Raw genomic sequence first — 25,003 nt, 5'->3', positions numbered from 1 at the left:
GCGATCGGTTACTGACGAGTATCGATGATCAACATCAATTCTGCATTTTCTGCATTTAGTTAATTTTTAACATCCAACTCTTCATCGTCGAACTCGTCTTCAAATTCGTCGTCCAGTTCATCATCGAATTCATCATCTAGGTCGTCATCTAGTTCATCATCAACTAAGGCTGCATCGGCCCCATTTTGGTGATCCGTCTCCAAGTCTAGGGGATGTTCTTTGCGGTGTTGTTCAAGCTGTTCCAAAAGACTGAGAACGCGGCTGCCCCGCTCGATCGAACTATCTTCGATAAAAATCACTTCCGGGGTTCGTCGCAGCCGCACCCGCTGCCCCAACTCACTGCGCACATAGCCAGTAGCCGATCGCAAACCGGCCATGGCGGCTTCGCGAGCTTCCGTCGTGCCATAGACACTGACAAAAATCTTGGCATGTTGCAAATCGCCGGACACATCCACATCGGTGACGCTGACCATCCCCAGCCCCACCCGATCGTCCTTGATATCATTCATCAGCATCTGGCTGACTTCGCGCCGAATCATTTCCGCCACCCGCGCGACTCGCCGGTTTGTAGCCATTGCTCAATTCTCCAAAAATGCAGTCGAAATGCCGCGAAAACGCTGGCCGTTAAATTTTGCCGCTGAATTTTGCCGTTGAATTTTATTGAACTTCCGCCAAGCCCAACATGGCCCGCAGCGTGAAGAACACAAATCCCAAGGCAGAGGCAAATAAGCAGCCCACGGCAATGGCCGATCGCCGATCTTTCATTAATCCCGTAAAGGGCGAGAGCAGCGTGAGCACCACGCCCAGGCTGAAGCTAATTAGAAAGCGGGGATAGCGTAAAACGTTATTCAAAAAGTCTTGCATGGGAATTTCAACGGTGATTTCAACCGGCGAGGGAAAGGCGATCGCCTGGGCAAGGGGCGTTGAGTTGGGAAACGCCGTCCCTGGAAGCCATGAGCCAATCCTTATTTTACGGGCAATTTGGCGAGTGCTTGGCGGGGCGATCGGTTGGCTTGTGGGACTTGGAATGAGTTGGGGCTGAACTGGGGCTGAGTTAGAGATTCACGGGCCGCTGGCTCAGAGTAGCTCGTCTTCAAATTCTTGCTTGAGGTCGCGATCGATCAAGGCGCGCACGGCCTGCTGGGGCGTGATTTGGCCATGCAGCAGGCGATGGACTTGACGGGCGATCGGGACGGGAATTTGTTGCTCGCGGGCAATGGCCACCAACACCTCCACGGTGTTGATTCCCTCCACGGTGCTGTGAATTTCCGCCAGGACGCGATCGAGGGGTTTCCCTTGGGCCAGCCCATAGCCCACCTGGTAATTACGCGAGAGCGCACTGTTGCAGGTGGCCAGCAAGTCGCCCAAGCCCGCCAGCCCAAAGAATGTTTCCGCTTGGGCCCCCAAATGCGTGCCAATCCGAATCATTTCTGGTAGGGCCCGGGTCAGGAGGGCCGCCTTGGCGTTGGTTCCCAATTGCAAACCGTCGCAAACGCCCGCCGCGATCGCCATTACGTTCTTGAGGGTTCCGCCCAATTCCGTCCCGATCGGGTCGAGGTTGGCATAAACCCGCAACACATTAGAGGCAAAAAGCCGCTGGGCTGCTTCGGCCGCCCCTTGGTCATAGCTGGCCACCACCGTTGCGGCCGGCAACCCATGTTCAATTTCCTGGGAGAGATTGGGCCCCGACAACACCACGATCGGGTTCTGGGGAAAAGCCGAATGCCACATTTGGGAAGGTGTTTGGTGGCTTTGGGCATCCAGCCCCTTGGTGGCGGTGATCAACACCGTGGAGGGGGGCATCTCCGTGGCCGCTAACCGGGCGATCGAGTCGCTTACCCCCTTCATCGACACCGCCGACAGGACAAAGTTGGCTCCCCCGATCGCCTCCGCCAGACTCTCGGGACTTCGCCGCGACCACAGCCGCACGATCGCCTGGGGATTTTGCCGCGCCAGCCGGGCCAAGGCCGCTCCCCAAACGCCCGCACCAATGATGGCGATCGTGACGGGAGCCATGTCCACCCGATCGCCCCTTGCCGTGTTGATCATCACTCCTCCTCCCGCTCCTGTGCCGATCCCTCGCTGGATCGATCGCGCCGTTGGTTCTTCAAGGGAACAAGCCGCGCCGTTTGCGAGCCTCCATGGCCCGTTCCAACATGCCCAGCAGGCCGGGGGCCTCTTCCTGGAGGGCCAATAACAGCCGCTCCCCAGCCTCCTCATCGTTTGGGTCCAGCCCTGTTTCCATAACGGCCATCAGGCGCGGCATGGCGAAATCATCAACAATTTGAATCAGCCCCACCAAACAGCGGTTAAATTGTTTTTCCGTGAGGGGAGCATCTTCCAGGGGAAATTCAATGATGGCTCGAATTTCTCCATCGGAGGGGTCATATTCCCACTGGAGCATTTTGGTTTCCCAGGAAATGCTCAGCATGGTTTGCAAAATGGCGGCTTTGTGGGGGTGGTTTTGAATGCCGCTGATGACCTGGGGCGCAAACAGCTTGAAAAAACGCCCTTCTTCTTCGAGCTGCACCACCAATTGAAAGTCATCGAGGTTGTCGGCCTGAACGGCGGTGACAATCCACGATCGCTCGTGGTCAATGTCGTAGGTCCAACCCCGGTGATCGAGGTAGCTGGCAATTTGTTCTAAAGTCGCGCCCATTGAGGAACGTTGGAGATTGCATTTCGGTGCAAAGCCAGCCTAGCAAACGGTGCTCCCCAAACGAGCTTTTGGGGGAATCTTTCTGGGGCGGTGGTCAATTGCTCCGTTGATTAGCCCTCGGATTCGCCCTCAAAAACTGCTGCGCTTCTAGGGTGGCCTATCCCCGATCGCGATTCTTGGGCTGCTGACCTGCCGGCCTCAGCCTTGGCCGCGATCTTTGCTTAGCCGCGATTTTTGATGGTCATGGCGGTGATCAACAACTCAGCAGTTTGGGGGGAAATGGCGAGGGCGCTGGCCAATTCCGTGAGAAATTCTTGCTCGGAAGCGTCCAAGGTTCCGTCGGTGAGGGTCATGTCGGCGGCTACGGCGTAGGCGGTTTCGCGCAGGTCTTCGGGCAAGGCCACTTGGGCCCCTTGAAACAGTGCATCGGGCCCTCGGGATTGCATGATGCCCAAGAGTTTGTCGATCATTTTGGCCATGTGCTCTTCGTCAAAGCGCTTGAACAGTTGCATTCGATAGAGACTGTCGCGAAGGGTGCGCACTTCTTCATCGGTGGCGTAACCGTCGGCGGCCATGGCAATCACCAAAATCGCCGCAAACGCCTCGGGCGAAGACAGGGTGATCGTCCCGTCGGGAGTTGCTTTCCGAAACACGCTGTCGAGTAGGCCCATAGTGAATCCGTCCTTAAAAAGTCAAAACCCTAAAAATCAAAACCCTAGCGAGCGCGGGGTTTGGGGCGCGGTTTGCGGTGGCGCGATTTCGCGATCTACGGTGGCGCGGTTTGCAGTGCGCGTTGCCTCGTATTGTGGCTTGGTTTCTGTGGGTTGGGGGCGATCGTTAAGGTTGATTTTTGAACAAACCGTGACGGGATTTGGGGCCCCACGGCCGGAGTTAGGCGCGATCGGGCGCAACCTTGGCGGTACAATAAACCCCGCTGAGCCAACCTTGATTCAACTTCCACAACGAATTCCACAACAAACCGATGGCAGAAACGATTTTCTTCAACGCCCTTCGTGAAGCAACCGACGAAGAAATGGCCCGTGACCCTCGGGTGTTGGTGATGGGAGAAGATGTGGGTCACTATGGCGGCTCCTACAAGGTCACCAAGGATTTGTATAAGAAATACGGCGATCTGCGGTTGCTGGATACCCCGATCGCGGAAAACAGCTTTACGGGGATGGCTGTGGGTGCGGCCATGACGGGTCTTCGCCCGATCGTGGAAGGCATGAACATGGGCTTCTTGTTGCTGGCCTTTAACCAAATTTCCAACAACGCTGGGATGCTGCGCTACACCTCCGGCGGTAATTTCACGATTCCGATGGTGATCCGGGGGCCCGGCGGGGTGGGTCGCCAGTTGGGGGCAGAACATTCCCAGCGCCTAGAGGCCTATTTCCAGGCGGTTCCGGGGTTGAAGATTGTGGCTTGCTCCACGCCCTACAACGCTAAGGGTCTGTTGAAGTCGGCAATTCGTGACAACAACCCGGTGCTGTTCTTTGAGCATGTGCTGCTCTACAACCTGAAGGAAGATCTGCCGGACGAAGAATATCTGTTGCCGCTGGACAAGGCGGAAATGGTGCGATCGGGCGAAGACATCACGATCGTCACCTACTCCCGGATGCGCCACCACGTGATGCAGGCGGTGAAAACCCTGGAGAAGGAAGGGATCGATCCGGAAGTGATTGACCTGATTTCCTTGAAGCCGTTGGATATGGCCACGATCGCCGCTTCGGTGCGCAAGACCCATCGGGTGCTGATTGTGGAGGAATGCATGAAGACGGGCGGCATTGCGGCAGAATTGACGGCCCAAATCATTGAACAATGCTTTGATGATTTGGATGCGCCGCCGGTACGGTTGTCTTCGCAGGATATTCCCACGCCCTATAACGGGATGCTGGAGAATCTGACGATCGTGCAGCCGGCCCAAATTGTGGAAGCCACGAAGAAACTGTTGGACAACCGCATTTAGTAGGAACGCTGCGCTTAGTAGCACTGGTCGCACGACGGTTATTCGGGTTACTCACGACCGGTTCTTGGGGTGGGTTAACCCGAGAGTGCTATCGGTGTAACGAGATCGTTGGGGGCGAGGCGTTGAGGGCTGGTCGTTCAATCGCCCAAAACCCTGATGCCACCGTGGCGATCTTGTGGACTACATGTTGGGGGTATTAAACACCCCATCCCAATATTCCGGGGGCGGGCAATCCAGATACTGGGTTGCCCGTTCTATATGGAGTTTCACGGAATGATCATGGGGCCGCAGTTGTTGGGCGGCGGCAAAATGCACCATGGCTTTGTGGAAATGGAAGCGGTTAAAGGCTTCTTTGCCCAGTTCGTACTGCTCCAGGAAGGTTTCATCTTCAAAGGAGAGGGGACGGGCGCGATCGCCAATCAGTTCAAAGATGCGAATTGGTTTGGTGCGGCCTTTCACCCGTACCCGATCGAGTTCTCGCACCCAGAGCCGATCGGCACAGCGCTCGTAGGTGGCTTCGCTGAGGATGATGTCACAGCCATATTCTTTGGTTAGCCCTTCCAGGCGGGAGCTGACGTTTACGGCATCCCCGATCGCGGTGTAGTCCATGCGCCGCCGGGAACCGATGTTGCCCACAATCACTTCGCCGGAGCTGATGCCGATGCCAACCCGAAGGGGCGGTCGATCGGTAGCCACCAAGGCTCGGTTAAACACTTTCAGGCGATCGCGCATATCCAAAGCTGTCAGTACCGCTAGCCAGGCGTGATCCTCTTCGAGGGGCAACGGCGCACCAAAGACCGCCATCAGCGCATCGCCAATGAACTTATCGAGCGTTCCCTTGCGATCAAAAATGGCCTCCACCATGGTTTCAAAATATTGATTCAGCAGGGCCACCACCTCCGTGGCATCCAGGGCCTCGGCCAAGCTGGTGTAGCCCCGAATATCGCAAAACAGGATCGTCACATCCTTGCGCTCACCAGTCAGCATGTCTGCCCCCAGTTCCACGGCCCGTTCGGCCACTTCAGGGGTCATGTAGCGAGACATGGTGGCTTTGAGTCGTTGTTCGCGGCTGATGTCTTCTAACACCACCAAACCGCCCCGCACTTTGCCATCCAAATCCGTCAGGGGATTCACGGCTAGGTTGACGTTGCGATCGAACAGTTGCATATCATCGGGATTCAGATACTCCAGCGGGCGGGCCGGATCGTTCCACAGCCGCACTTGATTGTTGCCCTGGGGCACAACCCAGACGGTTCCCTCTTGGGGGCTGAAGTAGCGCCCGACCCGCAGGGCCTGCTCAGGAACCCGATGGCGTGCGCCAGTGCTGAGGCTGTCTTTCAAGCGTGTTTCCAAGGACTCGATCGGGATAATTTCCCACACGGGCCGTTTCAGGAGTTGCTGTTCCCAAATGGTTTGGATGCTGCGGCGGCCCGCCATCCCATCCCGCCGCACCGGACAACCCAGCAGTTCCAAGGCGGCTTCGTTGATTGTCACCACTCGCCCTTGCAGGTCGGTGGAAATTACGCCATTGGATAGGCTGCGCAGGATGTCTTTTTGGTACTGCTGTTCCGTGAGTACGCTGTCAAAGAGACGGGCGTTTTCCAGGGCAATGCCGGCCTGGGTGTTGAAGGCCCGCATGAAGGCTTCATCGGAAGCGGTGAAGTTGCCCTGTTTGCGGTTGAGCAGTTGACTCACGCCAATCAGTTGCCCCGAGGGGTCGAAGATCGGCAAGCAGAGGGCATTGCGAGTGTTCAGGCCATGGGGGCGATCGAGCAGGGCATCAAAATCTTCATGGGAGGGGGCATGGCTCAGGTTCAGGGGCTGTCCCTTGCGCACCACATGGCCCACCAAACCCCGATCGCTCGACACCTCCAACGATCGCCCGTCTTCAAAGGTGGTGCGCAGCCGGCCCGTGTCCCGATCGAGCCGGTACAGCGTGCCATATTCCGCCTGCATAAAGTCGCGGGCTTCCGCCATCACCGCCTGCAAAACCCGATCCAACTCCAGGCCCGTTTGGGCAAACAGGGTGGTGACCTTCAGCAGCGCCGCCACCCCGCGTTGGTTGCGAGCCGCCTGATAAAAAGACTGGCAACTTTCCAGAATGATCCCGATCGATTCTGCAAATTCCCGAAAGCGGGCCTCATCTTCGCGGTCAAAGGCCGGCGCAGTGGTTTTGTTCAGCAGTTGCACCACGGCCACCACGGCCCCATCGGTGCTGCGAATGGGCATACAGAGCAAGGCCTCCGTGGGGCGATCGCCCAGGCCATCAAAGGCCAGCTCAAACCCCGCCGCCTGCTGCACATTGGCCATGTTCACCACTTCACCCGTGGCAGCCGATCGGCCCGTAATGCCCACGTTCAGCGGAATCCGAATTTCATCGGACTCAGGCACTTGATCGCCATTGGGCCGGGCCCAGAGTTCCGCGCGATCGGGATCCAGCAGAAAAATGGTGGTGCGTTCCGCCTGCAAAATCAGCCCAATTTTGAGGGTCAAGGCATCGAGAATTTGCTCCAAGATGCTTTCGAGCGCCGCATTATTGACCAAATCAAAGGCGCGCAAAAACTGCTGAAACTCCGCTGTGATGAAGTCCAGGAGGCAAACAAATTCCGCAACCGGAAGATCCTGAACCCGTTGGGTGAGCAAGCCCACCCGATCGGGTCGCGTTAACGATGCCAAAAAACTGCCAGTGCCAGCAAAAGTCATGACGATGGCGCAACCCAAAGGAGCAGAGGCGCAAACACAAAACGGAACCAATCAAATCAAGAATTCAGCCTAACCGCAAAGGGCCAGCTCCCCACCCAACGCCCCTTTGCAACCCACTTTATTGTTAGACCGAGGAGGAATAATTCGCCACCGATGGGTTGCAATTGCCCCACCGCTGGTTTTCCGTCAGTCAAAGCAATTCAGTCAAAGCAATTTAGTTAATTTAGCTAATTCGGTGAATTCAGCCAATCAAGCGCAAGGGATCCAACCCTAGCGCAACCGGAACGGAGCTTTGATCGTGCTTGGGGGCATCCACCCAACCGGTCTTTTCCCATGGGAGAGATTGATTGGTTATACAAACATTTGCGATCGTACCCCGGAGAGTTCTCTCTAGTCCCTGAGGTTTCACCCTCTAGGGGCTTGGCCAAGGGATGGTTTTCTGCTGGGCGATCGCATCTGTTAGGGCCTGGGCCCCGTAGCGATTAAGGTGGCTTGGATCCGAAAATCGATCATACTTATTCACCCAAAGCCGCGAAAGATTGAGGTACAACAACGGCTGTGAGTTCATGAATTGGTGAAACTTTTGCTCATAGGCCGATCGGGGTGGATCTAAATAATCATCCGTCAAGGGCACATTCACAAAAGCTACCTTTACTCCTCGCTGTTGGGCATATTGCAGAATTCCCGCCAGCGCATCAAACTGCTCGCCCCCCAAGGAAAAACTACGGTAATCGCTATCAAAATCCCCCGGAACCCGTGGGTAAGTTTGATAGTACGTAGCAGGATCAAACTTGACAGACAGGGGTAAGAAGCCGTGTAAATCCACTACCCCATCACGCCCTGCACCGGCCGTGGCTGCCACTTTCCCCAAGTGGGCCCGGGCCCCCTGCACCAAATCGGGCAGGGCAGGACTGAGACCCCGACGGAGGGTCTCGCGAGCACCCAATAACGCAAATAGATCCCACCCTTGCCACCGATCGCGCAGGGTGGCCTTGAGACTATCACGGCGGCTATGCACCTGGGATAGTCCCGTGGTGCGCTCCTGCAACCAAGCTTCCACATCTTCGGGGGTGGGGATGGTTTCGACGGTGGAGCCTAACCAAGATTGACGCAGCAGGGCCGGAGCTTCGCGGGTGCTGGTGAGGCTACCGGGGCGATCGGGCGGTTCCGGTGGTAGGGGTGTGGCTCCGCTCGGAGCACTGACCAGCGGGCTGACAGGGCGCGGAAATTTCCCCTGCTGAAGGGCCCGGTAAGCGGGTGAGGCGGCCATGGCTTGGTAGGTGGCATCGGCCCGCCCGCTGTTAAAGGCGCGAGTGCCATCGGCCCAGAGAATGAGCTTGGGCAATTGCTCCGGCGGCAAAATTCCCTGCACGATCGCCTGCACCACCTTGGCCGTGGCCCCATTGATCCCAAAGTTGAAGATTTTGAGCTTGGGATGGCCATGGCGAGCCAACTGATCGCGCAGACGGGCGGGGTCGATGCCACGCAGGGCCCGGGAACTGCCCACCACCAAGACATCGGGCACGCCTTCCCGCAGCACAAACTGCTGATAGAGCAGAAGTTGCCGATCGAACTGGGGGCTATTGAAACTGGGAAACTGGGGCGGTTCCGGGAGCACCTCCGCCGCTTCGGCCGGGCCGCTGGAGAGGTTCAGCAGGGCCGAGGCGGAACGGCGGGCTTGGGCGGCCGAAGACAGGGCCCATTCGGGCCGGGCTGCGATCCAATCCAATCCCACAACGAGGCTGCACCCGATCGCCCCGGCACTGAGGAGGGGGAGCCATGGGGCCGGTTCCGGGCGATCGGAATACCAAACCCGAGTGCGGGTGCTGGGATGGGTGGTGGCTGATTCGGCCGGTTCCGCGTCCGTGGTCCAAATGCCCGTGGCCGTGAGGGTCGATCGCGCTTCCAACCAAGCCCGTTCCCGAAACTGAGACCAAGACCAGCCTGATCGCCCCGCACCAGGCAACGACAGGGGTTGCAACGATCCCCGCTCAATGGGCTGATCCAGCTCTGGATCGAACGCTGGGGAATCCGCTGGGGAACGGGCCCGATCGGAGCCTTGGGGGGAATGGGATTCGGTGGCGGAGGCTTCGGCCGCTCGGGCCACAGCTGCCTCCGCGCCCACAAAATCCGGAACCGCATCATGGGAGCTGAGACGGCCAGAGCGAGCGGTGAAATCTTCGGCAAATTGCCATTGGGGCTGTTTGCTGCCGGCGGCCCGGCCATAGATCCGCACCCCAGATAGGCCCGGCACTTGCAGATCATGGATCAGCTTGGCCACGGCGGTCGTTACGGCGGCCTGCTCGGGGCAACGGGGCCCATCCAACATCACATGCAGCAAATCACCCCGCCGACAGAGCTGCACCCGCAGCCCGCCGGAAGCCATCCATTGATCCAAATGCGGATTAATCAGCCGCTCCAGCAAGAACACCTGGGCTGCATGATCATCGCTTTGGGCCAGGGTGAGGGTGGACTCGGCCAAGTCCGATCGGCTGGCCGCTGGCAAATCCATCCATTCCACCCACTGGGGCGTGGCCTCCGGGCGATCGGGACAGCCATAGAGCACCAAGGAATGGATGCCCTGCGGGGCGATCGCCCGCACCAGGGTGGAAACGGTGCTAATCACCTCCAAGGGCGTGGCCAGGGCCGATTCCTGAAGTTTCGCGAACACATGGAGCGTGGACTCTTCCAACACCGCCGACACGGATTGGGCCAAACGACTGCCCAAGGTGCGATCGAGCAAGTGCGAGAGGGCCTGCACATCCCCCCAGCGGGCCCAATCAAACAACATTTGGCGAGGAGCCGTCAGGTTCACCCGCAAAATCCAATTCGGTTCCGGTTCCGCAACGGCCTGGCCCAACACATAGCCATCCCGGAAGCCGTCTAGGTTCAGTTCCCGCAAGGCCAGGGCCATGGCCGGCCCCTGGGCAACCCAATCCACCGGTTCCGCCACTTGGCAAATGGCCCAAAGGCGATGGCCCGTAGCCCCGTTCGGCTCTCCCTGAATCACCCGGGGGCTGGGGGTGATTTTGACCGTCACCTTGGCTTGAATGCCCGATCGCTTCAGGGTTTCACCCACCTGCTGGGCGGCCCGCTGGGCCAAACCGGCCCAAGCGGCCTGGATGGGCGGCGCGTCGGGTGCTGAGGTCGCTGGCAACGGCAGGGCCGCAAATTCCTCCGAAGCATCCGCCGCCTGCATCACATCGGCAACCGTCGGCATTGGGGCTGCGGTGGGAGCGGTGGCCATCATGGAAGGCTCCAGCACCACGTAGCGCGTCCAGGCCGGCTTGGTTTGGCCCAGTTGCCGACCATAGAGCAACACCAGCCGGGGCAAGGTTTCCCAAGACAACTGATGCAGGGGCGATCGGGTCAAGCCTTGGCGAAACCGGGCTTCCAAAATTGCCGCATCGGGACAGGTCAACCCTTCGCAAAGCACGTGCAAATGGGTTCCCGCTAGGCGCACTTGCACTTGCAGGCCTGGCCAGTTCAAAACCCGCATCACCCAACTATCGAGGGCCTCCGGTGCAAGATTTAACGGTGGCGAGTCCACGGGTCCCATTACATCTCCCATACTTGTCGCAAAGGCTAGCATACGAGTGCCGTTTGCCCATAGCGAATCCGGAAGCCTTGAATTAACAGAATATCCCCGAAACGGGCATCAACGGCTACGCTGTCTAGACTTACGCTGTCTAGACTATTGAAAAGCGAAATGCAGGGTTTTGTTGTCCAAGGTCGATCGCCTGATTGATAACCGATGGCTCGCCTGAATCGTCTGATCGATCGTCGATTGACCAGTCACTTGACTAGCCCAAATCTTGAATAGCCCAAATAACGCCTAGCTGTTCTGAATCCTCGGGAATGATCGTGATCATCTTGCGAGGCTCGATCGAGATTGGGCCGGCGTTGAAGGCAATTGTGCTGAAACCATCAAACCAGAACCGTTCAACCTCCCTTTGTCCGTTCCGTCCAGACCCCAAAAAGCCGTCAGTTCGCAAAATAATGTGGTATCGATTGATTGTTGTTGTTAGACCGCGAGGGTGGCAGTTGTGCTGATCCCCCTAGACTATTACCGAATCTTGGGCTTGCCGATCCAGGCCACCACCCCGCAACTGCAACAGGCCTATCGCCAGCGGAGTGACCAACTGCCGCGCCCGGAATATTCCCAGGCCGCCATTACCCTGCGGCAGCAGTTGATCGATGAGGCCTATCGCCAACTGAGTCAGGCCGCCAGTCGGCAGGCTTATGATGAAACCTTTTTGGCCGGTGGGGGTGGTTCGGCTCCGCCGCTGCTGGATGCTCAAGGCCGTCGCCGGGCGAAGCCGCCGGCCGATCGCGCCGAAACCCCCATGCTGGATCTTGATGAGCGCCAGTTTGTAGGGGCACTGCTGCTGCTTCAGGAGCTGGGGGAATATGAATTGGTGCTGGAGCTGGGCTATCCCCACCTGAGCAATCCGGGCACGATCGAGGCGGGCCGATTTGGCGAACCGCAATTGGCCTTAGCAGACATTCTGCTGACCGTGGTGCTGGCCTACCTAGAACTGGGCCGCGAACAGTGGCACCAAGGCCAGGCGGAACCGGCCGCCACCTCCCTCAAGATTGCCCAAGAGTTGCTGTTGCACCATGGGCTGTTTGCCAGCTTGCGGGGCGAAATTCAGGCGGATTTGTACAAACTGCGGCCCTATCGCATTTTGGAGCTGTTGGCCCATCCGGACGAGAACAGCGTGCAACATCGCCAGGGCTTGCAGTTGTTGCGCAGCATGTTGAAAGAACGCGAAGGCATTGATGGTCAAGGGGATGACCGATCGGGCTTGGGCGTTGAGGACTTTCTGCGTTTTGTGCAACAACTGCGGGTGTATTTGACCACGGAAGAACAGCTCGCCCTGTTTGAAGCGGAGGCCAAGCGCCCCTCAGCGGTGGCCACCTTCCTGACGGCCTATGCGGCGATCGCCCGGGGATTTGGGCAACGACAGCCGGCCTTTGTGCGGCAAGCGAGCTTGCTGTTGCGCCGGTTGGGCAATCGTCAGGACGTGTTCTTGGAGCAGGCGGTTTGTGCATTGCTATTGGGACGGCCCGAAGAAGCCACGCGCTACTTGAGCCAAAGCCAAGAACAGGAAGCGATCGCCCTGATTCGTCAGCAGTCGGCCGGTGCGCCGGATTTGTTGCCGGGCCTCTGTGCCTATACGGAACATTGGTTACGCCATGAGGTGTTTCCCCATTTCCGAGATTTGGTGCAAGGGGGTGTTTCCCTCAAGGAATATTTCGCGGATGCTTCGGTGCAAAGCTATCTGGAAGCCCTTCCGGAGGGGGAACCACCGGAGAATGAATGGACGGTGGTTCCCGATCGCGCTTCCGTGAAAGCGGCCACACCGATGACAGCAAACCGGGGATCGAACCGCACCTTGGCAGCCCTGGCCGAATTGGGCGATCGCCGGTCGATCGACATGCCCCAGTTTCCCTGGCAACGCCCTACCCCTGTGCCATCGGCTGCCAACCCGATCGAACCCACTGCCAGCACCATTCGACCGCTGCCCTTGCCGCAACAGTTGGGAACCCAAGCCACCCAACATGATCCAACGGCCCAGGACTCCGGCGCGGTTGCCCGGGCCTTTTCGGACTTTGCGGCTCCGGGTTCCGTGCCGCCGCCCAACAACGTGATTCCCCTCAGCCGGGCCACGGGAGCCAGCACAGGAACCAGCAACATGGGCAGCAGCGGGCGATCGACCGTGGGAGCCGCGCCTCCGTTACCCCCTGGTGGGGCCGATCGCCCCAGTCGCAGCCGTCAGCGCCCCGATCGCCCCGCCCGGACTCGGGGTGGAGGCGGCGATCGACTCCCGATCGCGATCGGGGTCGGGATTATGGTGATTGGTCTTGGTTCGTTCCTCATTTGGCGCGTGTTCCAAGCTTTGGGCGAAACCTTCCAAGGGGGGCCCAACCTGGAGGGAGAACAACCGATCGTCCAGCTCGATCGGCCCGTGATTGAAATTCCGCCGCCGCCCGCAGTTCCCAACCCGGAAACTGCCCTCACGGCCCCTGGCCTCAACCCGGAAACCGCCCAACAACTGGTGCAAACCTGGCTGAGCGCCAAAGCTGCCGCCATGGGCCGCGAGCACCAGGGAGAACGCCTCACGGAAATTTTGGCAGATCCGATGTTGCGCACCTGGCGGGCCCGATCGCGCGATGCCCTCAACCAAAAACTGCACTGGGAATACGAACATCAGGTGAAGCTGGAGGATGTGAAAGCCACGCCAGACCAGCCCGATCGCGGTCAAATTACCGCTGAGGTGCGGGAAGTGGCCAAACTGTTCAAAAATGGCAAGCCCGATCGCGCCGGTTCCTACAACGAAGTGCTGCGAGTGCGCTACGAAGCTCAACGCAAGGACGGGCGCTGGTATCTACGTGATGTTAAAGTGATCCGATGATTGGGTTAACCCATGGTTAAACGCCAGCTTGCTGAGCGGGTCGATCGGCCTTGGGCCCTAAACCCAAATCACCGTCCCTGCACCGGGCTGGCCTACGGCGATCGCGCAGTCCCGTATGGCCGAAGTACTGCTACATGCCTACACACCACTGTTGATTTGGACAGGGTTGGGACTTTTGTTGGGGCCCTGGTTACCCCGTTCTTGGCCACGACTGGTCGGGCGATCGCTCTATTGGGTCGGTGTGCCCCTCGAAGTCTTTTCCCTCGCCCGCCACACCAACTTTTCAGGCCAAATGGGTCTGGCTCCGGCCGGCGCGGCTCTCGCGGTGGTGTTGGGAGCCTTGCTGAGCCTGGCTTCGCTGCATTACCTGATGAGGCGCGATCTGCGTGTTGACATGCCGCCCGATCGCCCGACGGGGGGCCTTTGGGGGCGGCATGGCTCTGGGAAATTCGCAACGGCGATCGCCCTCAGCACCTCGCCCGCCCTGGCCCCGATGGTGACGAATTTGGAGACAAATCTCGGGGCAGATTGTGGGGCAGACCTCGCGATCGATGCGATCGATCCGGCCAAGGCTCTGGAAGCAGCCCCTTGGTGGACAGAACCCGCCGCCCGAGGGAGCTATATCCTCTCCGCCATGCTGGGGAACACGGGTTTTGTGGGCTTGGCGATCGCCCCTTTGTTTTTGGATGCCAGCTCAGCGGGATTTCCAGCGTTTTACGCAGTGTCCCAAAACGTGATGGGAACCTATGGCCTCGGGGTGTGGGTGGCCAGCACCTTTGGCAACACCGGGGGCGATCGCAGCCTTTGGGGCCAAGTCAAAACCATGGCCGCCGTGCCCTCTCTTTGGGGATTTGGGTTTGGGGTGGCCAGCCAACCGATCGCCCTGCCCTCCTGGATCGAAACCCTGTCCCATGGCTCCGTGGGGCTGGTGATTCCCACGGCGTTTGTGTTGATGGGTATTCGGCTCAGTCAACTGAAAGGGTGGGACTGTTTGCGGGTGGCGGCCGTGCCGGCCCTGCTCAAAACCATCGCCGTGCCGGCCCTGTTGGGACTGGGGGCGATCGTGGTTGGGATTGATCCGCAATTACGCTTGGGGCTGGTGTTGATGTCCGGAATGCCCACGGCCTTTGCTTGCCTGATTTTGGCAGAAGAATACGACCTCGATCGCTCCATGATTGCCACCAGCATCGCCCTCACCACCGTGCTGGTTTTGCTGGCCATCCCGATGTGGCTCAAATTGTTCGGTTAATGACCATAGGGGGAAAAATTCAGCATTGACATAAATCGCTTCCGATCACTTCAGGATTGGAGAGCGCAGGTGCAACAAGATTCGATCGGGATCAGGCCGCTCCCGAGGCCGCGCTAAAATGGCGAGCGATTTTGCAAGCCTCGGTTCATCCACCGCAAGCCTGCCTACCCCCTTCCGGATTGGGTCAAATTTGGTGTTAGGAACGCATGATGCACACTCGATCTACTCTGCCTTGGGCTTGGCAATTGGTGCAACGACGCACCCGTCGAGGATTGGCCTTGGGCCTGGCGATGGCCGCCTCCTGGGCAAGCGCTGGGCCGCTGCCGGTTTTGGCCAATCCTGTTCCGTCAACCATCGCTGCTGAGGGCCATGGGCTGAACGACTCGATCGGGCGGGCCCCGGAAGCCGCCTCACCTGCTCCAACGGTGGTTCCCGCCAACATCCCCACCGACTCAGCCAACCCGAACGCAACTCCCGGCTCAACTCCGGCTCAACCCCCAGCCCCAGCCCCCAATTTGTCCCCCAGCCCCACAGCAGCGCCAGCGGAACTGCCCGTGAAACTGGTGTTGCGACTGCGGGAACGGCGGGTTTATGTCTATCGGGGCGATCGGGTAGAAGTCAGCTACCCGGTGGCGATCGGGAAACCTTCCACCCCCACCCCCACCGGCACCTATCGCGTGTTCCAAATGGTGAAAAATCCCATCTGGCGCAATCCCTGGACAGGCCAGGTCACCAACCCCGGCCCCAACAGCGCCCTGGGGTTACGCTGGATTGGGTTTATGGAGCGCTCCAACGGCATCATTGGGTTTCATGGCACGCCCACGGTTAACTCGATCGGGCGGGCCGCCTCCAATGGCTGTGTGCGGATGCGCAACGAGCATGTTGTAGAACTATTTGAAAAAGTGCAAATGGGAACCACCGTTGTGGTTGAACCCTAGGCCCCTCTGCCTTGAATCCACACCCAACCTATGCAGTTCCAGCAACCGCCGCATTTTGGGGCCTCTTCTCCCCCCTTGACCCTTCTGGCGATCCTGGGTCTGGGCTTCCTGTCCGGGAGCCCGGCCTGGGCAGAGGGGCCCCAACCGTCCCCCAATCCGCAACCCCGCCCCGTCCAGGCTGTTAACCCAGCCGCCAATGAGTCGCCCCTGAAGCGGCCAGGCCTGTGGCCCCCGATCGTACAAACAGCCCAACCGCCGTTGCCCGGTTTGGGTCAATACCAAGCCCATGTCCCAGTCGTTTCCAGTGCCCTGGTGTTACGGCTTGGGGAACGGCGGGTTTATCTCTATCGCGGTACGGTGATGGTGCGCAGCTATCCCGTGGCGATCGGGCGGGATGGTTGGGAAACGCCCACGGGCCATTTTCAGGTCATTCAAAAAACAGTGGATCCCGTTTGGCAGCATCCCTTCAACGGCACGATCGTCCCGGCGGGAAAAGATAATCCCTTGGGGGTTCGTTGGATTGGGTTTTGGACCAATGGTGACAACTCGATCGGCTTCCATGGCACACCTAATCCGGAGCTGATTGGTCAAGCGGTTTCCCACGGTTGTGTGCGGATGCGCAACGAAGACATTGTGGATTTATTCGATCGGGTCACGGAGGGGATGCCCGTGCGCGTGGAGCCATGACGCAACGGACTAAAGCCGGACTGGCACGGGACTGAATCGGACTTGGGCCGGCTCACTGGCCCACCTGGGCCCATCCCCGATCGCCCTCCCGGGAACTGGTAATCTAAACAGGCTGGGTACAGGCGATCGACCGCTCCGTGATTTTGTGGAGCTTGCTTGCAACCACGGTTGAGCGGCTCCTGTTGGGCCCGTTGCCAACGGCCCTGCTTCTTCCGCAACCCCCAGCAACCTCGTCTCGTTGAATTTGCCCCATTCACTAGCCAACCATGTCTAAACTCGACAAGCCCTTTGACACGTCGGATTTGATGTATCGTGCTGCCTCGCTGATTTCCGAATCGTCCAATCGCTACAAAATCACGGTGCAGGTGGCCAACCGGGCGAAGCGTCGCCGCTACGAAGAATTTGACACGGGCGAAGAATCTGCCATGAAGCCGGTGATTCGCGCCATCATTGAAATGTCCGATGAGCTGACCCAGCCGGACATCATTGTTTCTTAGTTCGTTTTGTTTCTTAGTTTGTTTCTCAGTTTCGTCAGTCTCCTAATGGCGCTTCTGAACGTTGGTTCTGTTCGGAACGTTATTTTTGAGCGTTAATTGAGGGTTCGGCCCGCCCGTCCGGAGCGCGGTCATCTCGACCGCCCGGATCAACCAAGATTCAGAATCCATGAAGCGAGCACGGCAGTTTATGACTCTGTTGAGCGGAAACGGGCGGCGATCAGGGCGTTGGCCTGGTCTGTGGGGCGTTTGGGTGGCCTTGGGTTTGGCGATCGCCCTGATGCTTCGGGGCCCCGCGATCGCCCAACTGCCTCCTTCCACCAATGATGTTTGGCGGCAGGTTTATCAAGTGCTGCCGGATATTCCCCGGGAAGATCACTACATCAACCGTGAGTCCCGAGAGGTCGATCGCGGCAGCAGTTTATTAGCCCGCATGATTCGCTACCACGTTTACCAAGTGGGGCGATCGCCCTTTTCGCGATTGGATTGGAAACTGACCCTCGCGGACTATTTGGGCCTGCATCAATACATTCCCGAAACCAGCTATCCCGGCAATGAACGCCTCACGGAAAATCCCTTGGATGGGGACCAGGCGGCCGTTCGACGCTTGAACCGGGCCCAGCGCGATCGGTTGGTGAACACCCTGGTGATTTTGTTTGACCCCAACGGCAATCGGGGTGAGCTGCCCACCGCTACCCCCGGCCCCACCAATACCCCGCGTCCCACTCCGGTGCAGCCTCGACCCGGTAGCGGTGCGGATTTGTTGCGCCTGTAATTTGTCCCCATTGAATTTGTCCCCATTGACCATGGCCGACAATGATTACGAATTCGGCAGTTTCTTTAGCCTGTTTGCTGCCGATGGATTACCGGATACTCGCTTGATTCGCGATCCGCTGTCGCCCGATGATGGAACCCGACCGCGTTTTTTTGATCTGAGTGCCAATGGGCAACAGGGCGATCGGGTGCGGATTCCGTCCCTGCTGACGGCCTATCCAGGGGGTGTGCGGGCCCTGAATGGTGATGATTTGGTGCAGGGCAGCGAGGCCGCAGACATCATCTATGGCAACGGGGGCGGCGACTACCTGGAAGGCAACGGCGGGGCCGATCGCCTGATCGGTGGGCGAGGGATGGATTACCTCAGCGGCGGGGCCGGCAACGACACCCTATTTGGCAATTTACAAGCCGACTATCTCTATGGCGGTGAAGGGGATGATCTGCTGCTGGGTGGTCAGGGGGCCGATATCCTGACCGGTGAGGCCGGCAACGATACTCTCGCGGGAGACTTGGGGCGCGATCGGCTCTGGGGAGGTCGCGGCGCGGATACCTTCATCCTCCGGCCGGGCGATGCCCCAGCTAACAGCGTGATCGGCAGTGAGCAACCCCGTGCCACCGACCCAATTTTCAACGTGGATGAGCTGGTGGTGGATATCATCCTGGACTACAACGCGGCCGAGGGCGATCGCATCCAGTTGGCGGATGGTGTGTTGCCGGCCAATGTGCGCCTCAGCCAGCGCTACTTGGTGATTGGCGATTCGCGCGACCATGCGCCTGAGGGGCCGTTTCCGCCAGGATCGATGATTCGGACGGCGGATTTTCGGGTGGAGGCGATCGCGGCCACGCTGATTACGGATAGCAGCACTGGCCTGGCTCTGGGGCTAGTGCGCGGTGCCAGTCCCGATCAGATCAGGATTGTGGGTCTGAATGCCGGAGGGGTGACCACCTAGGCTTGAATCGCTCCGGCCCCTGCTCAGGGGTTTTGGGGATCCAATTCCTGGGGATCAAGGCGTTCGGCGGCGTAGTTTAGGGTGCGATCGATGGTGTCGATCAGGGCGCGGTTGGTGGCCGGAGCCGATCGCTCCTGGGGCGATCGAACAATGGTTAACCGCGGCCGGGGCGGTCGCACACGCCTTTGCCAATTCGTCATCCAAGCTTCCAAGGTGCGGGGGGTGCTGGCTGGACAGAAAAAGAACCCTTGCACTTGCCGACAGCCCAACCCCTGCAAGGTGCTGATGCTGGAGATGGTTTCGGCTCCTTCGGCGGTAACGGTTAACTCTAACTGCTCGGCCAGGTTCAAAATGGCAGCCACGATCGCCCGAGGTCGTTCTTGGCGATCGAGGTTATGGATAAATGACTGATCAATTTTCAGCCCCGACAGTGGCAATTGGTGCAAATAGCTGAGGGACGAGTAGCCCGTGCCAAAGTCATCAATTACCCAGCGCACCCCCAGGATCGCCAGACGATCGAGCGTGGCCCGCAACTCCGGGGAGAGGTGCATCAACAGGCTTTCCGTAATTTCCAAAGCCAGAAGATTGGGGGGCAGCCCCGTTTCTTGCAAAATGGCCTCCACTTGCCCCACAAAGTCCGCCCCCGTCAGTTGACGAATGGAGCAGTTGACGGAAATGGGCAACTCTTGACACCAGGGATAGGCCGATCGCCAATGCTGTAGTTGCTGGCAGGCTTCCCGCAGGGCCCACAGCCCCAACTCCACAATGATGCCGGTTTCTTCCGCGATCGGGATGAACTCCGTGGGGGCGATCGACCCACGTTGGGGATGGTGCCAGCGCATCAGGGCCTCAAATCCCTGGATCGCTTGGGTCTCCAACGCCACCACCGGTTGGTAGTGCAGCACCAGTTCTCGCCGAGGCAGCGCCCACTGCAAATCCGAAGCCATCTGGAACCGACTGAGCACCTGGGCATGCATTTCCCGCCGGAAGACGACGCAAGTGCCTTTGCCCCGCTGTTTAGCCGCATAAAGGGCAATTTCTGCCTGACGCAGCAGGGTTTCCGCATCCAACTGAGGATTCACCCAGGTGATGCCGATGCTGACGCGCGCAAAAATTTCCAAACTCCCCAGGTCAAAGGGTTGGGCAATGAGGGTTTGCAGTTGAATGGCGCGATCGATCCCTTGGTCATAGCTGGCCAATCCTTCCAAAAACAGCGTAAATTCATCGCCCCCAAACCGAGCCAGCACCTCATTAGGTTGCAAATGGGCTTGCAGCCGCTGGGCCAATAGGGTCAGCAACTGATCGCCCACCCAATGGCCCAAGGAATCGTTCACCAGCTTGAAATCATCCAAGTCCAAATGCAGGATGGCGCTATAGTGACCGGGCCCGGCATCAATTAACCCTGGCCAGGGCTGAGGGTTGAGGCCGGTTGCCAAGGGCGGTTCCCCCGGTGGGCCCATGGGGTGGATCATGCTTTGGGCCATATTTTGCGCCATTTGCTGTTCTATTTGCTGCTCCATTTGCTCTAGGCGATGGTCAATGGCTTGCAGCAGGGTGTGGCGATTGGGCAAATCCGTAAGCGGATCGTGGGCGGCTTGGTGGGCCAGGGTTTGAAAAGATTGGGCGAGCTGCTCCGTCATGGCGTTGAAGGTGCTCGCCAGGCGATCGATTTCGGCAATGGGCGATCGGGGTGCGCGATCGAGCCAGTTCCCCTTGGCCAAACCCTCCGCTGCCAAGACCAGGTGCTGAAGCGGCCGAGTTAGCCATTGGGTCAGCCATCCCCCCACCGCCGCTACCACCAGCAACATCACCAAACAAGCCACCACGGTTGTTTGTAACTGAGCGGCGATCGGGGCGTAAAAATCACTTTCCGGCACCACAATCACCACCCACCATTGCAGACCGATCGCGTTTTGGAACCGAGTGGCCTGGCCCAAATAGGCGCGATGGTTCACGGTCAGGGTAAAGGATTGGGGATTGGCAGCGGCGGGGGATGGAACTCCGGCTGGCGGGTCTGCGGAATTCGTTGGGGCGGTGATGATCCGATCGGCTGCTAGATGTTGGGCCGTGGCTCGAATCACCGGATGCAGGGATTGATTGGCCTTGATGCGGCTGGGTTGGGGTTGGTTGGGCCAAACCAACGGCGTGTCGATGGAGGTGGCGATGAGCTGCCCATCGGTTTCCATCACAAAAGCCAAGCCCGATCGCCCGATCGGCAGGTTTTTCAGAAACCGGCTCACCGCCGACAGATACAGCCGCGACGTGACCACCCCAATGACTCGCCCATTGCGATCGCGCACGGGCTGGCTCACCGGCAGCGCCAAAATTTGCGGGTTGCTGTGGAGCTGAAAAACCGAATTCCAAACCAAACGCTCGGCTTTGAAGGTGTTGCTGTACCAACTCCGGCGGCGCGGGTCAAACACTTGGGCCACGGAGGTCAGCTTGCGGTTTTGGTCTAAATCAAACCCCAGCATTTTGCCGTTCGTGGCTCGCCCGGCCACCTGCAATTGGCGAGCGCTGCGATCGTCGGTGAACTGCACGGCGGCAAACTCCCCATCCTGGCCGCCATAGGCCACGTTGTCCACCGTGCCCTTGAAGATTTGGAAATATTCAATCAGGCGCTGTTCCCGATCGCTCGGATTCAAAAAATTCACCCGCCCCGTTTCCGAATCCTGGGCCATCAGTTGCACCACCTGGACTGGGGCTTGCAAACTGCCCTGCAAAAATTGCCCAATCCGCAGGCTGGTTTCCTGGCGCAGGCGGGTGCTGTTGGCGGTTAGCAGGTGGTTGGCATGTCGCCAGGCGAGCCAACTGGTTAGCCCAATCGCCCCCACCAACTGGATCGCCACGGGCATCACCAGCAGCCACCGCAGGGGAACCGATCGCGCTCGAAGTCCGAATGTTGAGATCGCCTTGGGGTTAATCAACCGTGGTTAATTTGCTGTGGTTTACTGACATTTTTGCAAACAGGCGAGCCAACCCCGATCGTTCGGTGGTTGAATCAATTCTGCATTTCTGCATTTCTGCATTTTGAAGTTGCACTATTTGGCGCAGGAGTTGGCCGCCGGTTCTGCCGCTGGCCGATCGGGCACGTTTAAAGCGGCCTTGGGATAGGCAATTCGTTTGTGGTTAAACTGCTGCCAAACCGTAACGAACACTTCCGCAATCACCCGCAGGTCTTCCCGACTCAGGCCCGAGCAAACGAGCTGATTGTCTTGCCAGCGGGCCCGCAACATTCGATTCACCAGCGCCAAGGCTTCCTCATAGGTGGCATTTTCCAGCGATCGCAGGGCCGCTTCGCAGGAGTCCGCCAGCATGACAATTCCTGTTTCCCGCGATTGGGGAATGGGGCCCGGATACCGAAAATGGCTTTCCAGCACCGGACGTTGATCTAAATTGCAAGCTTGGTAGGGCGATCGCCCTTGGGGGGCCTTGTCCTGTTGGGTTGTTTCGAGGGTGGTTGTGGCGCGATCGGGTTGGTGGGCTGGATTTGCTTGACCTGCTCGATCGGCTTGGTCTAAGCGATCTACGCGATCGAATCGGCTCGATCGCTCCACAGGAGTTTGCTCTAACCCGAAATGGGCTGTCTTGGCCCGCTGCTCTCGCTGTTCCTGTTGTTGCTTGGCTTGGTAATAGAAATAGGCAATCAGCATCGTGCCTTGGTGTTCTGGAATAAAAGCTTGGATGGCCTTGGGCAACCGGGCCCGCCGCGCCATCACCAAGCCTTCGCTCACATGCTTGCGGACAATTTCCGTACTCAGCCAAGGATCCGCCAGCTGATCGTGCAGATTGGGACCGCCCATTTGGTTTTCGATGAAGGCGCGGGGGTTATGGAGCTTGCCGATGTCGTGATAGAGCGTGCCGGCTCGCACCAGTTCCACATTGCAGCCGAGCGATCGAGCCGCCGCCTCCGCCAAACTCGCCACAAACAAGGTGTGCTGAAACGTGCCCGGCGCTTCCGCCGCCAGTTGCTTCAGCAAGGGGCGGTTGGGATTCGCCAACTCCGCCAGGCGAATGGGGGTGACCAAATCAAACAGATGTTCCAGGTAGGGACTGAGGCCAATGGCGATGATCACCCAAATCAGCCCCGCAAACCCGCATAGGGCCGCTGAACCAAGAACCGTCAGCCAAACAAATTCGGCAGCGGCACTGTTGATTAGGTTCATGACCAGGTATAGCCCTCCTTGGGCGATCGCCACGCCCCCGCCCAACAGGGCCAAGTCTTCGCGCGATCGGGCCCGGCCGGCCCAGGCCGCAGCCACCAAGCCCCCCGCCGCCACGATCAAGGCATCAACCCAACTCACCTCCAAACCGGGGGGCAACAGCAGCGCCAACAGCCCCACCAAAGACATGCCCACCAGGGAGCCGTAAAAACTGCCACTGAGCAGGCCAATGGCAGACAAATTGGCCAGCATGGTGGGGCTGGCCCAAGGCCAGGTGGCTCCCATGCTGATCAACAGGGGGGTGCTGGTGGCCAGCAGCAGCAACAGGAAGCAGTCTCGCTGGCGCAGTCGGTGATAAACCCGGCGCTCAATTTGCCAAAAGGCCACGATCGCCCCCGAGACCAACAGGAACAGCCGCAGAATTGCCCCCCAGTTCACATTCCGAGAGCTGAGACCATAGCGATCGAGCAGGGCAAATTGGCCCGCATCAATGCGTTCACCCTGACGAACAATGGTTTCGCCCATGCGCCGCGACACGATCGAAAGGGGCACATCTTCCGCCGCCTGTTCAGCCAAGCGGCGGGTGCGGTCTGGATCTTCCGTGAGGGTGGGGCGATCGATCGTGCCCAGCAAAAGCTGTTGAGCCAGGGCCCGACCTTCCAGGGGAACCACCAACGCCACATGGAGTTGCACCGCCCGTTCAACAAGTTCCGGCGGTAAACCGGGCGCGAGGCCCTGCACCAACAGGTTTTCGAGGGCCACCAAGGTTTTAGCGCGGGTGGCCTGCCATTGGGCATCGGTCAGGGTGAACAGATCCACCGTGTAGTCCTGTTGCCCAAAGTCTTGCATCACGGCTTGGGCCATGGCATAGCGCTCGCGGGCCTTTTCAATGGCACTGATCACTTGCCGCAGCGCCGTTTCACCGGCCTGAATGCGGTAGGTTTTGAGGGCAACCACCAGGGGGTGTTCTGCTGAAATAGGCAGAACTTTGCCGGAGGCCAGGGAGGGCTTGAAGGGGTCAAACCCATCCGATCGCCCCGTGGGTCGGGGAGTGGGGTGGGGGGACGCTTGCCCCAGGGCCTGGAGCACTTGTTGCCAGTCCGCTTCATTGAGCGATCGCGCAATTTGTTGCAGGTCAGTGGACAGGTTTGCCGACGGCCAATAGGGAAACTGACCAGCTACCTGACGCAGTTCATCACTCCGTTCCAGCCGACGTTGCAACTCGGCCGCCAACTGTTGGGTGGCATCGGAGTCCATTTTCAGGGCGGGCACAATGCCGTTGCGGGCTGCCTCTCGACGGCTGCGCGTGGTGACTTGATCCACCACTTGGGCATCGTAGGGGGCAACGATATCCTGGGGGGCGATCGAACCAATGCCGTAGCGCGGTTGATTTAACCAAGGCTGGCTCATGGTGGCCGTCAGAATAACCGCCCCCAAAATCCCTAGCAGGATGGTTTGCACCCGCTGACGGATCGATCGGGCCCGCCGCACATAGGGTTGGCCCATGGTTTGGCAACAGAGACTATGGCAAGCGCCGCGAATCACCCCAACTCCTCCGTTGATCGTCACTCGTTGAACCAGTGAACTCAGCCGACGGTTCAGCCAGCAAAGTCGCTCGGGCCAAAGCTGCCCAAATCCGTGCCGGGTCGATGGGCTGGGGGGCAATGGCGGCAATGGCGGTACTGAACCAGGCGGGGAAATGCTGCAAGAATTGGGCCCCAAGGGCGATCGGCCGGGGGATGGGTCGCGAAATGGCTCGGGCGATCGGCCGCCCACTGGCTCCACCGGATCCTCCGCATCTTCTAGGGAACCCTGGCGTAGGGAACCCTGGCGAGGTGGCGGTTCCTGCGCACTGGCTTCGGAGTCGGTGTGGGATGGGGCAGGCTGTTGCCCATCACGCCCCATCGGATTGGCGGGGGTCAACATCTGGGAGGCTCTCATTTTGCCCCTAACACCCTGCGCCGATTGCGCCAGTAGCCATTGCAATCCAAGTCACCATAA

At 59.1% G+C, this 25,003-nt stretch carries 17 protein-coding genes; 8 read left to right on the top strand and 9 right to left on the bottom strand.

Features of this window, described 5'->3' with window-relative positions:
• Positions 1-59 precede the first annotated feature (59 nt).
• The 5 genes from rbfA to ACZA91_RS00710 all read right to left on the bottom strand — a co-directional run bounded on the left by rbfA (position 60) and on the right by ACZA91_RS00710 (position 3,330).
• The gene (gene rbfA / locus ACZA91_RS00730; protein WP_463184210.1) at positions 60-575 is read right to left on the bottom strand and encodes a 30S ribosome-binding factor RbfA; all 516 of its coding nucleotides are present in this window, start codon (positions 573-575) and stop codon (positions 60-62) included.
• 82 nt (positions 576-657) lie between these two features.
• Positions 658-864: a DUF751 family protein gene (locus ACZA91_RS00725; RefSeq protein WP_099531454.1), complete on the bottom strand. Its 207-nt coding sequence runs from the start codon at positions 862-864 to the stop codon at positions 658-660.
• A 213-nt stretch (positions 865-1,077) separates the two neighbouring features.
• Positions 1,078-2,049, bottom strand: coding sequence for an NAD(P)H-dependent glycerol-3-phosphate dehydrogenase (locus ACZA91_RS00720; RefSeq protein WP_234406415.1), 972 nt, complete (start codon positions 2,047-2,049; stop codon positions 1,078-1,080).
• Between the two features lie 58 nt (positions 2,050-2,107).
• On the bottom strand, positions 2,108-2,659 hold the full coding sequence (locus ACZA91_RS00715; protein ID WP_099531453.1) for a hypothetical protein: 552 nt from the start codon (positions 2,657-2,659) through the stop codon (positions 2,108-2,110).
• A 221-nt stretch (positions 2,660-2,880) separates the two neighbouring features.
• Positions 2,881-3,330, bottom strand: a complete 450-nt coding sequence (locus tag ACZA91_RS00710) for a tellurite resistance TerB family protein (protein WP_190534924.1) — start codon at positions 3,328-3,330, stop codon at positions 2,881-2,883.
• 311 nt (positions 3,331-3,641) lie between these two features.
• Here ACZA91_RS00710 and ACZA91_RS00705 point away from each other — a divergent pair, with 311 nt between their 5' ends.
• The gene (locus tag ACZA91_RS00705) at positions 3,642-4,625 is read left to right on the top strand and encodes an alpha-ketoacid dehydrogenase subunit beta (protein WP_099531451.1); all 984 of its coding nucleotides are present in this window, start codon (positions 3,642-3,644) and stop codon (positions 4,623-4,625) included.
• 180 nt (positions 4,626-4,805) lie between these two features.
• On the opposite strand, the gene ACZA91_RS00700 is transcribed toward ACZA91_RS00705, so the two are convergent.
• Together ACZA91_RS00700 and ACZA91_RS00695 are read right to left on the bottom strand one after the other, a co-directional pair.
• Positions 4,806-7,328: a GAF domain-containing protein gene (locus ACZA91_RS00700; protein WP_190534927.1), complete on the bottom strand. Its 2,523-nt coding sequence runs from the start codon at positions 7,326-7,328 to the stop codon at positions 4,806-4,808.
• Between the two features lie 412 nt (positions 7,329-7,740).
• Positions 7,741-10,878 carry a hypothetical protein gene (locus tag ACZA91_RS00695; RefSeq protein ID WP_463184207.1) on the bottom strand — a complete coding sequence of 1,046 codons (3,138 nt, stop codon included), beginning with the start codon at positions 10,876-10,878 and terminating at the stop codon, positions 7,741-7,743.
• 496 nt (positions 10,879-11,374) lie between these two features.
• Between ACZA91_RS00695 and ACZA91_RS00690 the strand changes: the two genes are divergently transcribed.
• The 7 genes from ACZA91_RS00690 to ACZA91_RS00660 all read left to right on the top strand — a co-directional run bounded on the left by ACZA91_RS00690 (position 11,375) and on the right by ACZA91_RS00660 (position 18,839).
• Positions 11,375-13,747: an IMS domain-containing protein gene (locus ACZA91_RS00690; protein ID WP_463184206.1), complete on the top strand. Its 2,373-nt coding sequence runs from the start codon at positions 11,375-11,377 to the stop codon at positions 13,745-13,747.
• Between the two features lie 115 nt (positions 13,748-13,862).
• Entirely contained in the window at positions 13,863-14,996 is a 1,134-nt protein-coding gene (locus ACZA91_RS00685) for an AEC family transporter (protein ID WP_463184204.1), read from the top strand.
• A 206-nt stretch (positions 14,997-15,202) separates the two neighbouring features.
• A complete protein-coding gene (locus tag ACZA91_RS00680) occupies positions 15,203-15,934 on the top strand; it encodes a L,D-transpeptidase (protein ID WP_463184202.1) in 732 nt (243 codons plus the stop codon).
• A 30-nt stretch (positions 15,935-15,964) separates the two neighbouring features.
• On the top strand, positions 15,965-16,621 hold the full coding sequence (locus ACZA91_RS00675) for a L,D-transpeptidase (RefSeq protein WP_463184201.1): 657 nt from the start codon (positions 15,965-15,967) through the stop codon (positions 16,619-16,621).
• A gap of 266 nt (positions 16,622-16,887) precedes the next feature.
• A complete protein-coding gene (locus ACZA91_RS00670; RefSeq protein WP_099534409.1) occupies positions 16,888-17,118 on the top strand; it encodes a DNA-directed RNA polymerase subunit omega in 231 nt (76 codons plus the stop codon).
• A gap of 166 nt (positions 17,119-17,284) precedes the next feature.
• Entirely contained in the window at positions 17,285-17,890 is a 606-nt protein-coding gene (locus ACZA91_RS00665) for a hypothetical protein (protein ID WP_143473119.1), read from the top strand.
• Positions 17,891-17,921: 31 nt separating this feature from the next.
• Entirely contained in the window at positions 17,922-18,839 is a 918-nt protein-coding gene (locus ACZA91_RS00660) for a calcium-binding protein (RefSeq protein ID WP_463184199.1), read from the top strand.
• 23 nt (positions 18,840-18,862) lie between these two features.
• Here the strand turns inward: ACZA91_RS00660 and ACZA91_RS00655 are convergent, their stop codons facing one another.
• Together ACZA91_RS00655 and ACZA91_RS00650 are read right to left on the bottom strand one after the other, a co-directional pair.
• Positions 18,863-21,766, bottom strand: a complete 2,904-nt coding sequence (locus ACZA91_RS00655; protein ID WP_463184197.1) for a bifunctional diguanylate cyclase/phosphodiesterase — start codon at positions 21,764-21,766, stop codon at positions 18,863-18,865.
• Between the two features lie 114 nt (positions 21,767-21,880).
• Positions 21,881-24,928, bottom strand: a complete 3,048-nt coding sequence (locus ACZA91_RS00650; RefSeq protein ID WP_463184195.1) for an HD family phosphohydrolase — start codon at positions 24,926-24,928, stop codon at positions 21,881-21,883.
• Positions 24,929-25,003 lie beyond the last annotated feature (75 nt).

This window comes from Limnothrix sp. CMB-01 (assembly GCF_055193175.1).
The sequence above is the reverse complement of the archived record's forward strand: the minus strand, read 5'-3'. Positions and strand labels throughout refer to the sequence as shown.

Bases quoted from the DNA above. Each gene is read 5' to 3' on its own strand.
- ACZA91_RS00660 (WP_463184199.1), top strand. From the start codon at position 17,922: ATGGCCGACAATGATTACGAATTCGGCAGTTTCTTTAGCCTGTTTGCT.
- ACZA91_RS00670 (WP_099534409.1), top strand. From the start codon at position 16,888: ATGTCTAAACTCGACAAGCCCTTTGACACGTCGGATTTGATGTATCGT.
- ACZA91_RS00720 (WP_234406415.1), bottom strand. From the start codon at position 2,049: ATGATCAACACGGCAAGGGGCGATCGGGTGGACATGGCTCCCGTCACG.
- ACZA91_RS00680 (WP_463184202.1), top strand. From the start codon at position 15,203: ATGATGCACACTCGATCTACTCTGCCTTGGGCTTGGCAATTGGTGCAA.
- rbfA (WP_463184210.1), bottom strand. From the start codon at position 575: ATGGCTACAAACCGGCGAGTCGCGCGGGTGGCGGAAATGATTCGGCGC.
- ACZA91_RS00710 (WP_190534924.1), bottom strand. From the start codon at position 3,330: ATGGGCCTACTCGACAGCGTGTTTCGGAAAGCAACTCCCGACGGGACG.
- ACZA91_RS00700 (WP_190534927.1), bottom strand. From the start codon at position 7,328: ATGACTTTTGCTGGCACTGGCAGTTTTTTGGCATCGTTAACGCGACCC.
- ACZA91_RS00650 (WP_463184195.1), bottom strand. From the start codon at position 24,928: ATGTTGACCCCCGCCAATCCGATGGGGCGTGATGGGCAACAGCCTGCC.
- ACZA91_RS00665 (WP_143473119.1), top strand. From the start codon at position 17,285: ATGAAGCGAGCACGGCAGTTTATGACTCTGTTGAGCGGAAACGGGCGG.
- ACZA91_RS00685 (WP_463184204.1), top strand. From the start codon at position 13,863: ATGGCCGAAGTACTGCTACATGCCTACACACCACTGTTGATTTGGACA.
- ACZA91_RS00715 (WP_099531453.1), bottom strand. From the start codon at position 2,659: ATGGGCGCGACTTTAGAACAAATTGCCAGCTACCTCGATCACCGGGGT.
- ACZA91_RS00675 (WP_463184201.1), top strand. From the start codon at position 15,965: ATGCAGTTCCAGCAACCGCCGCATTTTGGGGCCTCTTCTCCCCCCTTG.
- ACZA91_RS00705 (WP_099531451.1), top strand. From the start codon at position 3,642: ATGGCAGAAACGATTTTCTTCAACGCCCTTCGTGAAGCAACCGACGAA.
- ACZA91_RS00725 (WP_099531454.1), bottom strand. From the start codon at position 864: ATGCAAGACTTTTTGAATAACGTTTTACGCTATCCCCGCTTTCTAATT.